At 55.2% G+C, this 13,484-nt stretch carries 10 protein-coding genes; 9 read left to right on the top strand and 1 reads right to left on the bottom strand.

All coding sequences use genetic code 11. The features are described from left to right. Positions 1-4: 4 nt before the first annotated feature. Positions 5-2,500: a glucans biosynthesis glucosyltransferase MdoH gene (gene mdoH, locus KUC_RS03090; RefSeq protein WP_244264728.1), complete on the top strand. Its 2,496-nt coding sequence runs from the start codon at positions 5-7 to the stop codon at positions 2,498-2,500. A 39-nt stretch (positions 2,501-2,539) separates the two neighbouring features. Here the strand turns inward: mdoH and KUC_RS03085 are convergent, their stop codons facing one another. Continuing rightward, a complete protein-coding gene (locus tag KUC_RS03085; RefSeq protein WP_007111632.1) occupies positions 2,540-3,496 on the bottom strand; it encodes a helix-turn-helix domain-containing protein in 957 nt (318 codons plus the stop codon). 212 nt (positions 3,497-3,708) lie between these two features. On the opposite strand from KUC_RS03085, the gene KUC_RS03080 reads away from it, so the two are divergent. From KUC_RS03080 to aceK, 8 genes are all read left to right on the top strand, one after another. Next, positions 3,709-5,121, top strand: coding sequence for an ethanolamine ammonia-lyase subunit EutB (locus tag KUC_RS03080; protein ID WP_007111631.1), 1,413 nt, complete (start codon positions 3,709-3,711; stop codon positions 5,119-5,121). Further along, on the top strand, positions 5,114-5,950 hold the full coding sequence (gene eutC, locus KUC_RS03075; protein WP_007111630.1) for an ethanolamine ammonia-lyase subunit EutC: 837 nt from the start codon (positions 5,114-5,116) through the stop codon (positions 5,948-5,950). Before KUC_RS03080 ends, eutC begins: the two co-directional genes overlap by 8 nt. A 151-nt stretch (positions 5,951-6,101) precedes the next feature. Then, positions 6,102-7,535 carry an ethanolamine permease gene (gene eat, locus KUC_RS03070; protein WP_040480170.1) on the top strand — a complete coding sequence of 478 codons (1,434 nt, stop codon included), beginning with the start codon at positions 6,102-6,104 and terminating at the stop codon, positions 7,533-7,535. Between the two features lie 135 nt (positions 7,536-7,670). Continuing rightward, on the top strand, positions 7,671-8,174 hold the full coding sequence (locus KUC_RS03065; protein ID WP_007111628.1) for a CIA30 family protein: 504 nt from the start codon (positions 7,671-7,673) through the stop codon (positions 8,172-8,174). 160 nt (positions 8,175-8,334) lie between these two features. Next, positions 8,335-8,718 carry a photoactive yellow protein gene (gene pyp, locus KUC_RS03060; protein WP_007111627.1) on the top strand — a complete coding sequence of 128 codons (384 nt, stop codon included), beginning with the start codon at positions 8,335-8,337 and terminating at the stop codon, positions 8,716-8,718. Between the two features lie 161 nt (positions 8,719-8,879). Beyond that, positions 8,880-10,010 carry an AMP-binding protein gene (locus tag KUC_RS03055; RefSeq protein WP_007111626.1) on the top strand — a complete coding sequence of 377 codons (1,131 nt, stop codon included), beginning with the start codon at positions 8,880-8,882 and terminating at the stop codon, positions 10,008-10,010. 36 nt (positions 10,011-10,046) lie between these two features. Then, positions 10,047-11,615: an HAL/PAL/TAL family ammonia-lyase gene (locus KUC_RS03050; protein ID WP_007111625.1), complete on the top strand. Its 1,569-nt coding sequence runs from the start codon at positions 10,047-10,049 to the stop codon at positions 11,613-11,615. 71 nt (positions 11,616-11,686) lie between these two features. Next, complete coding sequence (aceK, locus tag KUC_RS03045; RefSeq protein WP_007111624.1) at positions 11,687-13,447, top strand: bifunctional isocitrate dehydrogenase kinase/phosphatase; 1,761 nt, start codon at positions 11,687-11,689, stop codon at positions 13,445-13,447. Positions 13,448-13,484 lie beyond the last annotated feature (37 nt).

The raw sequence follows: 13,484 nt of genomic DNA, 5'->3' as shown, positions 1-13,484 counted from the left end.
AATAATGCCGTGCTCAAAGGCAACACCAACGGATCTTTATTTAGAACGGTTGGCGTTGGAGACCCAGGATCGTAAGGAGCGCTACACGTTACTGGTCGGTGATCTTGATAAATACGAAATGGCTTCACTGCACGCTGCACTGGGTGAGAATAGTGATGATCAGGATGATGGCAGTGACGATCCGGCGGCATTGTCGGTAGGGCGGCGCTTGGCGCTTGCCTATGCAGAGCCGCCGTTAGCGCCGCCAGAGGTGCTGACAACGGACGCTGCTGGCATTACGCGACTGCGCACTGCGCCAGCGATGAAACGAACGCCGCTGGCACCCCAGAAGTGGTCGACCAACCCTTTCGTAAATGTAGGTCGACGTTTCAAGCGCTGGGTTAACGGTGATGTTCGTCGCCGTAAAAGAGCGTCACCCTCCGCGTCTTGGAAGTGGGTCGCCTCCAGGCGTCGTTGGGTTTTGTTGGTGCTGATTTTCGGTCAAAGTATCATCGCCGCCAATCAGATGCGTACCGTACTCCCCGGTCAAGGCTTACAGTGGCTTGAAATCGCTATTCTAGCGTTGTTTGTGCTGCTGTTCGCCTGGGTATCCGCTGGGTTTTGGACCGCGTTGATGGGGTTCTTCCAACTCTTACGACGTCATGATCGCTATGCCATTGATAGCGAGGTGGGCGACGAACCAATTGATAGTGAGGCGCGGACAGCGCTACTGGTGCCAATCTGTAATGAGGACGTTGCAAGGGTGTTTGCCGGGGTGCGCGCTACCTTAGAGTCCTTACGCAGCACGGGTAATGATCATCATTTTGACATCTTTATTCTGAGCGATACGTCCGATCCTGATATTGCCATTCAGGAAACCTATGCCTGGCTGGGAATGTGCCGAGACCTGGGGGCGTTTGGACAGGTCTTCTATCGCCGTCGTCAGCGCCGGGTCAAACGCAAAAGCGGTAACCTTGACGATTTTTGCCGGCGTTGGGGAGCGCTCTATCGCTATATGTTGGTATTGGATGCCGATAGCGTCATGAGTGGCAAATGCCTTACCCGGCTAGTACAAATGATGGAGGCTCGTTCTGAGGTTGGTATTATCCAAACGGCGCCACGGGCTTCCGGACGCCTCAATTTGTACGCTCGGATGCAACAGTTTGCGACGCGGGTTTACGGACCGTTGTTTACCGCTGGGCTACATTTTTGGCAGTTAGGCGAGTCGCATTATTGGGGCCATAACGCGATCATTCGCTTAGCCCCATTTATGCAGCATTGCATACTCGCGCCGCTACCCGGTAAAGGCTCAATGTCGGGCGAGATTTTATCCCATGACTTTGTTGAGGCGGCGCTGATGCGGCGCGCCGGTTGGGGGGTATGGATTGCCTACAAGCTGGAAGGCAGCTACGAAGAGATGCCGCCTAATCTGCTCGATGAGCTCAATCGCGACCGGCGCTGGTGTCATGGCAATTTGATGAACTTCCGGCTATTTTTTTCGCAAGGCATTCATCCTGTACACCGTGCCGTGTTTTTGACCGGTTTGATGTCTTATCTTTCTGCGCCGCTATGGTGTCTGTTCTTAGTTCTTTCGACTGCCCTTTTAGCCGTTCATACCTTTAGCACGCCCGACTACTTTCCCGAGCCGGGGATGATGTTCCCTGTTTGGCCACAATGGAATCCAATGCTAGCGGTGGGACTGTTCGGTGTGACGGCGCTGCTGCTGTTCTTGCCTAAGATACTAAGCGTAGTACTGGTGTGGATACAGGGTAGCCGTCAATTTGGGGGGCCGCTCAAGGTATTGACGAGCATGGTGCTTGAGTCGCTATTCTCGATGCTATTAGCGCCGGTAAGAATGCTGTTTCACACCCGGTTTGTACTGACCTCCATGATGGGGTGGGCGGTTCAGTGGAGCTCACCGTCCCGGGAAAATAGCGACACCACGTGGAGGGATGCAATCAGCGCCCATTGGACCCAAACCCTAATAGGGGCTGTGTGGGCAGCGGGGGTTTACGTTATGGAACCGACATTTCTTTGGTGGTTGTCGCCGATTGTCGTTTCTTTAATGTTATCCATTCCGGTATCGGCACTGTCGAGCCGTGTCTCGCTAGGGCGGCTCAGTTTTCAAAAGCGGCTGTTCCGGATTCCCGAAGAGACGCAACCACCACGGGTATTGCGGCGCATGGTGAACTTGCTTACCCGCATGAACACAGGTATGTCGGCACCGTCTTTTGTCCAAGTGGTGGTAGATCCCGTGCCGAACGCGTTGGCCACTGCATTAGGCACATTACGTCACACCGATGCCGAGCTACTACGCCAACGTCGAGCCGAGCGGGTTTCTCGCGCCGTATTGATGGGGCCAGCGGGGATGAGTCGATTGGAGCGGTTGGATTTTCTGGATGACCCGGTGATGATGTCGCAACTGCACTATCACATTTGGGACGACAGCAAGGCTCACCGCAGTTGGTTTGACTATGGTCTGCCGGGGCGTGAATCTAAACACTTGCCTACGTTTAATTAAGCTTGCTCGCGTTTAATATAGCCTGCTGTTGGTGTTGGTTCATTTAGCCCAAAACGCTTTTGCATGCAGCGTCTGTGAAGGAGACTCCCCAAACTGCTGCTTATAGTCGTGGGCGAACTGGCCCAGATGCCAGAACCCCCAATAGGTGGCAATGTCGGTGACCGACTGCTCCGGTGACGCTGCCCTTAGCGCCCGACGCACGCGATTCAGCCGCGTTAGGCGTAAAAACTGCAGTGGGCTTATGCCTAAAATAGTCGTAAAGCTATACTGCAGGGTGCGGCGGCTCACATGGGTTAGCTGGCAAAGCTCCTCCATGGTCACCGGTCCATCCAAGTGTTCATCAACATAGCGCTTAACGCGGTCCACCACTGCTTTGCGATGGGCGTAACTGGGCGGCAATGCATGGCTTTTTTGGTTGGTTTTGAGTAGCTCGAGCAGTCCCGTCAGCAGAATATCTTGATGCACCTTCTCGGCAATGGCGTCCTGTTGATGAGAGAGCAGGCGTTCAAGTAAAAACGCCACGGCACGCAGCGTCTCCGGGGTGATGCTGCGTCGTGGTGAGCAGCGCCACTCCTTATCTAGCACGACCCCCTGCTGCCGAGCGGCCGCCTGTAGTATCGGCAGGCGGATCACCAGCCCATAAATATTGAAAGCCTCTGGGGTAACCAGTTCAAAATCGTGCCCGCCGGGTCGGCACATCACCTCATGCTCGTCTAACGCCTGCCCGTTGATCCGTGAACCAAGTGCCCGCGTGGGAATGCCCAGCCACAGTGAATCCGCCCACACTCGGCAGTCCTGGCGCAGCGCCTGCCCGGTATGCTCCTTAAACGCCTGCATGGCGGGCAGCTCGATTTCATCCAACCGCCCGTAAAAGCAGCCAGGGCTGAGCTGATCGTATTGTTGCTGCCAGCGCGTCAGGTTTTGTGCATGCTCATCGGCATCAAACGCCTCTTGCGTGCGCTTTTTTGGTGCAAGCGCGCTGTCGAGTAGGGTCACGGGGGTCTTCTCCTGGCGCTATAAAAACTGTTTTTTACTTGGTTGGCGCCTTAGTGCTTTGTGTTTATTGGTATTAACAAAATGATAGCAGGTTTGCCAAAACTCGATACTCGCTATCTATTGATAACGCTATGGTAGATACAAGCAAGTTTTATACCTCAACGAGCAGTCAGCGCGACTAAAAGCAGCTGTCATATAAAAAGGAAAACGCCATGGCGCAGACTTATCACACCACGGTGGGCAGCCGCAGCTATTGCTTCGCAAGCCTGGCCGAGCTGATGGCCAAAGCCACGCCGCCACGTTCGGGCGACCGCTTGGCCGGGGTAATGGCGGAGAGTGCCGAACAGCGCGTGGTGGCTCAAATGGTGTTGGCCGAGCTGCCACTCACCACCTTTTTGAACGAAGCCTTGATCCCCTATGAAGACGACGAGATCACCCGGCTGATTATCGATGACCACAACGCCGACGCTTTCGCGCCGATCAGCCATCTGACCGTGGGCGATTTTCGTAACTGGCTGCTCTCCGACCACGCCACCAGCGAGGTGCTCGCGGAGGTGAAAGCGGGTATTACCCCCGAAATGGCCGCCGCCGTCAGCAAGCTGATGCGCAACCAAGATCTGATTCTAGTCGCCAAGAAGTGCCGGGTCACCACGGCGTTTCGTAACACCATCGGTCTGCCGGGGCGGCTCGCTACACGGCTCCAGCCCAATCACCCCACCGACGATGTCACCGGCATTGCCGCCAGCATTCTCGACGGGCTGCTCTACGGCAGCGGCGACGCGGTAATCGGCATCAATCCCGCTACCGATAACGTCGCCCAAAGCGTCAAGCTGATGCGCCTGATGGACGAGGTGATTCAGAAGTATCAAATTCCCACCCAATCCTGCGTGCTTACCCACGTAACGAATACCCTGGAGGCGATCGAGCAGGGCGCCCCGGTAGATCTGGTTTTCCAATCGATTGGTGGCACCGAAGCTACTAATCGCAGCTTTGGCTTTGATTTGAGCACCCTGGCGGAAGCCGAAGCGGCGGCGCAGTCGCTTAATCGCGGTACAGTGGGGCGCAATGTGATGTATTTCGAAACCGGCCAGGGCAGCTCGCTCTCCGCCGATGCTCATCACGGGCTCGACCAGCAAACCTGCGAGGCCCGCGCCTACGCGGTGGCGCGCAAGTTTAATCCGCTGCTGGTGAATACCGTGGTGGGTTTTATCGGCCCCGAGTACCTGTTCGACGGCAAAGAGATCACCCGCGCCGGGCTGGAAGACCACTTCTGCGGCAAGCTTCTGGGTGTGCCCATGGGCTGCGATGTTTGCTACACCAACCACGCCGAGGCCGACCAGAACGATATGGATAACCTGCTGACGCTACTCGGCGTGGCGGGCTGCAACTTCATCATGGGCATCCCCGGTTCTGACGACATTATGCTCAATTACCAGACCACCTCCTTTCACGATGCCCTCTATGCGCGCCGCGTGTTGGGGCTAAAAGCGGCGCCGGAGTTTGAGTGTTGGCTTGAAGAAATGCAGATTTTCCAGGATATCAGCACCCACCGGCTCAACGACCAACTGCCCGCGGCTTTTGCCAACAGCCTGCGCCATCTACCTCAGGAGCCTCGTCATGGTTGATAAGCCAACATCGCCCATTGTCGTCGAAAACCCCTGGGAGCGGCTGAACGCCTTTACCGATGCACGGATTGGCTTGGGGCGCGCGGGTGTCAGCCTGCCGACCAGCAAGCTACTGGCGTTTCAGCTCGCCCACGCCCAGGCTCAAGACGCCGTTCACACCCCGCTGGATGTCGACGCGCTTGCCAGTGAGTTAACCGCAGCGCTGGATTTATCAGAGGCGCCCATACGCTTGCATAGCCATGCCCAAGACCGCGCCATGTATCTGCAGCGGCCTGACTATGGCCGCCGCCTCAACGATGAAACCCGTGAATGTCTTCAACAAGCCGCCGCATCACAGCAGCGCTTTGACCTGGCGGTGGTGATTGTCGATGGGCTCTCTGCGCTGGCTGTGCAGCAGAACAGCGCGCCGTTTCTTAGCACGCTGTATCAGATGCTAGGCAGCGATGCTGCGGATTGGCAGCTAGCACCGCTGACCATTGTTGAGCAGGGCCGAGTGGCGATTGGCGATGAGATTGGTGCGCTGCTGAACGCTGAAGCCGTGCTGGTGATGATCGGCGAACGGCCAGGGCTAAGCTCGCCGGATAGCCTGGGGCTGTATATGACCTGGGCGCCGCAACCGGGACTAAAAGATGACCGACGCAACTGTATTTCCAACGTGCGTCCGGCAGGTTTGCAGATTGAGGAGGCCGCGCGGCGCTTCTTTCTGCTCTTGAAAGAGGCCCGTCAGCTCAAAGTGTCGGGGGTTAAGTTGAAAGACCGTAGTGAAGACGATGTGCTGGAGGGGGACGCCGCACCCAGTTCAATACGCAACTTTCTGGTCGCTGATTAACAACCTTGGTGCACGGCAACAGCCGTATAGCAACAGCCTTATAACAACAACGTCGTAACAATTCTCCAATAACAATATGGAACGCAGTAAGCAGCCCATAGCACAGCACGCCGCTGACGACACTTTCGTTCCACACCATGAGGGTAAAATGATGACACAACCATCAGTTGATAAAGCGTATTTGGCAAAACGCCAACTGCGTAAAGGCACCGCAGGCTGGATGTTGCTGGCGGGGTTAGGGGTTTCCTATGTGATATCCGGTGACTTCGCCGGTTGGAACTTTGGCATCGCTGAAGCGGGCTGGGGCGGCTTTGCGATTGCCGCCTGTTTGATGGCGGTGATGTACTTAGCGCTGGTGCTGTCGTTGGCGGAAATGTCGGCGGCAATTCCCGCTGCGGGCGGTGGTTACAGCTTTGCCCGTCAGGCCATGGGACCGGCCGGGGGTTATCTGACGGGGCTTGCAGTATTGATCGAATACGCCCTGGCCCCAGCGGCGATTGTGATCTTTATCGGCGCCGCGGTGGAGTCATTACTGGGTATTAATGGCCCGTTGGTGTATCTGCTGTTTTACGCCATCTTTATTGGCATCCACTTGGCGGGCGTGGGGGAAGCGCTTAAGGTCATGATGGTGATTAGTGGCTTGGCGGTGTTCGCCATTATTGCCACTGCGGTGGCGCTGATCGGTAGTTTTGACGCGGCCAACCTGTTTGATATTGCCCCTACCGATGCGGCGGGTGCGAGTACCTTTATGCCGTTTGGCTGGTACGGGATTTGGGCGGCGCTGCCGTTTGGCATGTGGCTGTTCCTGGCGGTGGAAGGCGTGCCGCTGGCGGCGGAAGAAGCCAAAGACCCGGCGCGGGATATGCCCAAAGGCATTATCGGGGCGATGCTGTTTTTGCTGTTTACCGCCTTGTTAGTGGTGGTGCTGCTGGCCGGTGCCGCGGGCGCTGAGATGATTGGTCAAAGCGGCGTACCGCTAGTGGATGCGCTGAATGCAGCAGGTAATCCTACCCTGGCCACGCTGGTTAATGTGCTGGGCTTAGCCGGGCTAATTGCCTCTTTCTTCTCGATCATTTATGGCTACAGTCGGTTGGTGTTTGCGCTCTCCCGGGCAGGCTATCTGCCTAAGCAACTGTCGCTGACCAGCGAGCGCAAGGTGCCCTATTTGGCGCTAATCGTGCCAGGCGTATTTGGCTTTCTGGTGTCACTTAGTGGCGAAGGTGACCTGATGTTGGGGATGGCCGTTGTAGGTGCCACCATTTCCTATGCGCTGATGGCGCTAAGCCACATTATGCTGCGAGTAAAACAACCTGATCTTCCGCGTCCCTATAAAACCCCTGGCGGCGTGGTGACATCATCGATTGCGCTGGTATTGGCGTTGGTGGCGCTCACGGGGGTGTACGCCTTTGATCCCCGCGCGTTCAATTACACTATCGTGCTATTTATCGCCGGGGCAGCCTACTACTTCTTGTACAGCAAAAATCATTTGGTGGCGAAAACCGCCGAGGAGGAGTTTGCGCTGGTGTCCACTTCACCTGAGGAGCTAGACGGGAGCGAAGCCGCACCGGCCGCCGCTAAGCTTTAAGCGAGCCAACGAGTAGACTACTGTGATAAGCCCCGGACGTTAAAACGTCTGGGGCTTTTTTCATATCGATGTACCTATGGATGTATGTATCTATGTATCTATGTATGCATCTATGAGCCGTTGTGAGGTGGTCTTATGTCGCTGAACTTTAATGATCCTAGTGAACAGCAGCGCTGGCACTCCGTCGACGATGGTGTCATGGGCGGGGTTTCCCAGAGTAGGTTTAGCGTTATCAAAGGTGAAGGCCGGTTTCATGGCGAGGTGTCGTTGGAAAACGGCGGTGGTTTTGCATCCGTTCGCCGTGAGCCCAACAGTTTTGAAACAACGCTAGCGGATGCCCAGGGCGTAGTGCTAACCGTGCGGGGTGATGGCCGCACCTATCAACTGCGCCTGAAAAGTACCTCCCTTGGCAATGCATCAGCATACCGAGTGAAATTTACACCTTCTCGAGATGCCTGGGAGACGCTGTACTTCCCCTGGAGCGCCTTTGAGGCGGTAAGGCGTGGCACGCTACTTGGCGATGCCCCCGCAGTAACGCCAAGCGAGATTCACCAACTCGGTTTCTTAATTGCAGACCGCACTGCAGGGCCTTTCTGTTTGCAGGTAAGTGCGATAAACGTAGTGCTTTGTAAAAGATGAAAATAGTATCAATACCATCCAATAGTAGTAGTTGGTTGCCTTAGTAATATAATACTGATAGGTTCTACAGATATTTAAATATTAACGATCTTCGTGGTAGATTTGTAGAGCTTCTGGCGGTTCGAAACGGCTGCCATACGTTCAATCAGGAGGTGTAGTAATGGCTATGGAAACGGTTCGCTTTGGTGGCGACGATATTGAAAATTCACTGGCGAAAATGGATGACAAAAAACTCGATGAGCTAGCTTTCGGGGCTATCCAGTTGGATGCCAACGGTAAAATTATTCAATACAACGCAGCGGAAGGCGGCATTACCGGGCGAGACCCCAAAAGCGTGATCGGTAAAAACTTCTTTACCGAGGTAGCACCCTGCACGCAAAGCAAAGAGTTTCAGGGCCGCTTTAAAGAAGGCGTTAGTAGTGGCGAGCTCAATACAATGTTTGAATACGTTTTTGACTACCAGATGACGCCTACGAAAGTAAAAGTGCATATGAAAAAAGCTATTTCAGGTGATACCTATTGGATTTTTGTTAAGCGTTTATAACCTTTCAATAGGCCGCTTGCTCAACGGTTAATACTCAGTGGTTAACAGAGAGTGGTTAACAGAGAGTGGTTAACAGGGGGTGGGTGGCCTGGCGCTTGAACTGAACAATTTTTCTTGCGAGTCTAGACACGTAGTTAAGGATAATAGTTAAGGATAAAAAGATGCCTCAGTGGCTAAGCGAAGCCGATTGCAAGGCGGTTCTGCAATCATTGCTGAGTGCAGAACTGGCTGTTTATCGGGGTACCTCCGCGCCAAATTGGCAGGATACACCGGCTATCGATTCCCTCGAACGACTTCACCTCGCTGCTTGTGTTAACGAGTTCTTCTGTTTACACGAAACAGGTGCCGAAGACCGCCTGTTAATGACCCAAAGTTTTGATGACTGGGCCTCCTTAGTGGCGCGGGCCATCACTGAAACCTCAGGGCTAACGTTTAGAACTTCGGGCAGCACTGGATCACCTACCGCTCATTTATACCGCTGGGAAGATATTGAAGCCGAGGCGCATGCCTTGATGCAGCGCTTTGCTTCGCGAGCGCCGATACACCGCGTGATTAGCTGGTTACCGCTGCACCACCTGTATGGCTTTATGCTGGGCGTGGCGCTACCCAGTGTGCTGGGTATTCCGCGCATTAGTGCCGACAATGCAATGCTGCCGGCCTTAACGGCTGGTGATGTAGTGGTTACGGTTCCGCCCCGCTGGGACTATTTAGCCCGTTCACGCAACGGTTGGCCCGCCAATGTCGTCGGCGTATCTTCGACCGCACCGCTCTCTGCCGACACCTCAGATGCGTTGATCGCAGGTGGGCTAACCGGGCTGCTGGAGATTTACGGCAGCACCGAAACCGGCGGTGTCGCCACCCGCTGGCAGAAGGATGAGCCTTATCGACTGTTAGCCCATTGGCAACGCGCCGATACGCAGCACATTCAGGGCGTTAATAGCCACATCGCCATACCGCTGCTGGATAACGCCCACTGGTACGACGAACACACTTTTACGCTTCTGGGGCGTCACGATGACGTGGTGACAATCGGTGGCGTTAACGTCAGCCCCCAGCATGTGGCCGAGCGCTTGCGTGCGCTGGAAAGCGTGGCCGAGTGTGCGATACGTACCACGGGGCCTACCACAACACGGCGTTTGAAGGCCTTTGTGGTACCTGTGATCAGCAAGCAGGAAACCGCTAGCGCAATAGCGCAAGCCACCGCCCAGTGGCCTGCCGCAGAGCGCCCCGTTGGGGTTACTTATGGAGATGCTTTGCCCACTAATGCGCTGGGCAAGCTAACCGACTGGTAGCTGTATAAAGCAAGCTTCTAGACAGGAAATACTGCTATGGATGATGGGCGTCGCTCGCTTGAAGAAATTGAACGGATCGCGTTGGGGCGACAGTCGATAACACTATCCTTAGCCGAAAAAAACGCGGTGGCAAAGGCCCACGCCTTTTTATGCAAGGCCATCGAGCAACGTCGGCGAATCTATGGCGTGACAACTGGATACGGGCCGCTGGCGACCACCGATGTGGATCCCAAACAGTCGGCGTTGCTGCAGCAGAATTTGGTCTATCACTTGTGCAGCGGTGTTGGCGAGCCGCTGTCGCATCGCCATGCGCGCGCGATGATGGTAGCGCGCCTGGCCAGTTTAGTGCGCGGTCACTCGGGTGCCAATCCTGTGCTGGTTGAACGGTTGCAGGCCTGGCTAGAGGTCGATTTGGTGCCTGAAGTGCCGTCGCGTGGCACGGTGGGCGCCAGCGGCGATTTAACCCCGCTGGCGCATTTAGCACGAGCACTCAGTGGTGAAGGAAGGGTTAGCCTGCGTGAGGGCAGTTGGATAGACAGTGGCGAGGCGCATCAACAGTTGGGCTGGAAGCCGCTGTTGTTGCAGGGTAAAGACGCTATCGCGCTGGTTAATGGAACGTCGACCACGGCCGGTATTGCTGCCTTGAACGCCACCGCTGCGCAACGGGCGCTAAAGCTCAGCACGTTACTGGTACTGCTTTACGCCGAACTGTTGGAAGGGCATCGCGAAGCCTTTCACCCCGCTATTGGTGAGCTGCGTCCGCACCCTGGCCAGCAGCAGCTGCACCACTGGCTTTGGTCGCTCTCTGAAGATAGTGCTGCATTAACTCCCTGGCAGCGGGTTCCCACATCGCTGCCGGATATGCACAACGGTATTGAGCAGCACCGGCCGCTACCCCAAGATGCCTATACCTTACGTTGCGCGCCGCAAGCTTTGGGTGCCGTTTGGGACGTAGTCGAGCAGCACGCTCAGACCGTGCGTATTGAGTTGGAGGCAGTTACGGACAACCCACTGCTGCTGGCCGATGATGACCTTATCCTTCACGGGGGCAACTTTTTTGGCCAGCAGCTCGCCTTCGCCAGTGATAGTCTCAACAATGCGCTTATTCAGATGGCGCTTTACAGCGAACGGCGTATTGCCAGGATTACAGATCCACTGAAAAATAAAGGATTGCCTGCGTTTATGCAGCCCCTCGACACCGGCTTACATAGCGGTTTTATGGGCGCGCAGGTCAGCGCAACAGCGCTTGTAGCTGAGCTGCGCAGCCATGCCATGCCCGCTTCTATTCAATCGATCCCCACCAATGCCGATAACCAAGATATCGTCCCTCTGGGCACCATCGCCGCAAGGCGTGCCAGCACAAGCTTAGAGCAGCTTTACCAAGTGTTAGCAATTGAAACTTTGGTGCTGGCACAGGGGGCTGAGTTAAAAAATGCACACCTGCTGAGCCACGCCTCTCGAATGCTTTGCGCCTGGGTGCGCGAGTATGCGCCGCCGCTTAAGAAAGATCGGCCTCTTTCAGAAGAGATTGCCAAAGTGGCAACGGCACTCGCTGACCCGGACGAGGTGGCGCCGTTAATGGCGTTACTGAGCTCAGCGCACTAACACCACCAAGGTCGTCTCGTATGTAGTTTCAGGTTACGCGAAACTGGTAAAAATGATCAGGAGCCTGGCCCGTGAAACACTCACCTGCGTACCGCTTAGCGACGACGATTTTGCATGGCTTCGATGAGTACCGTGCGCGTTTTAAAGAGATCACGGCGGATGCGAGCCGACGCTTTCGTGACGCGGCGTGGCGTGATACCCAACTGGCTTCGGCGGAGCGTATCAATCTCTATCAGGAAAAAATCAACGTCACTCTGGGGCGCTTAAAGCGTACCTTTGATCCCGAGGTGGTTTCTCACTGCGAGTGCTGGCGAGAGGCGCGCAACCACTACGCCGAACTGATCAGCCATCGGCTCGATTATGAGTTGGCGGAAACCTTCTTTAACTCGCTGTTCTGCGCCATTTTCCACCACCGCCATATCCGTAACGACTGGATGTTTGTGTATAGCTCCCGGGAGGATGCCGCCCATCGCTCAGGGATTGAACTGTGTCGTCGTCACAAGGTTAACGGCGATTGGCAGGCGGCGCTCGAGTGGGCGCTTTTCGATGCCCCGTTGGATAATCGCTTTGCCGATATCACTCGAGATACCCAGTTAGGCGCAACGTTTTTACATCAGCACTTACCAGCGGCGATTTTGAACGCCGATGACACTGAAATCGAGCTGCTAAATAGCGTCTTTTATCGCAATAAAGGCGCTTACCTAGTGGGGCGTATCCGTGGCGGTGGCGAACAGGTGCCGCTGGTACTGCCCGTGCTTCACGGCGAGGGATTTGGTGAGCAGCAGGGCGGCGACCCCTGCCTACACCTTGATACGGTGCTGATCGAAACCGACGAGGTGTCGATTATTTTCTCCTTCACCCGCGCCTACTTTCAGGTTGAGGTGGCGGTGCCCAGGGAGTTTGTCGATTACCTACAGCAGTTAATGCCGCACAAACCGGAAGGCGAACTTTACGCTGCAATCGGCTTTTTCAAACATGGTAAAACCGAGTTTTTCCGGGCGTTGAACCGTCAAGTGGCGAAACGCGAAGATCAGTTTATTATCGCCCCAGGCGTTCGTGGCATGGTGATGGCGGTGTTTGTGCTGCCCAGCTTTCGCACTGTATTTAAGATCATTAAAGATAAATTCGACCCGGCCAAAGACGTTACCCACGCCGTGGTGCGCGAAAAGTATCGGCTAGTTAAGCGCCACGACCGGGTAGGGCGCATGGCTGACACCCAGGAGTTTTCAAACTTTATTGTTCGCCAAGATCACTTCTCCCCCGAGTGTTTAGCCCATCTGCTGGAGGTGGCGCCCTCGACGGTGGTGCTTAGAGACGACAAAGTCATCATCAAACACTGTTATACCGAGCGCATGATGACGCCGCTGAATATCTACCTGGAGCACTGCAGCGACGAAGAGACGCTCATGGTTCTGAAAGATTACGGCAATGCCATTAAGCAGATGGCCGCAGCGAATATCTTTCCCGGTGATATGCTGCTAAAAAACTTTGGCGTGACGCGCCACGGCCGGGTGGTTTTCTACGACTATGATGAAGTCTGCTATCTCACCGAATGCCGTTTCCGGCATATCCCTAAATCCTATGGCAATGACTTCCAGGGGGGCGATACGTTATCCATCGGTCCTAACGATATTTTTCCGGAGGAGTTCGGGCCCTTTATGTTCGCTAATCCGGCGCTGCGCCGTCTGTTTATAGAGCAACACCCAGAGCTGTTCGACCCGGATTACTGGCTGGAACTGCAGCAGGCGATCATCGATGGCCGTGTTATTGATGTCTACCCTTATCGAAATAAGCAGCGCTTTGCGGGCAGTATCGGCCAGCTAGTATATTAGGCTTCTATTTAAGGTGCAGTGAAACATTAACGACGAG

It is taken from the genome of Vreelandella boliviensis LC1, from assembly GCF_000236035.1.
Classification (GTDB): Bacteria; Pseudomonadota; Gammaproteobacteria; order Pseudomonadales; family Halomonadaceae; genus Vreelandella; species Vreelandella boliviensis.
This window is presented reverse-complemented; position numbering and strand designations above follow the sequence as displayed.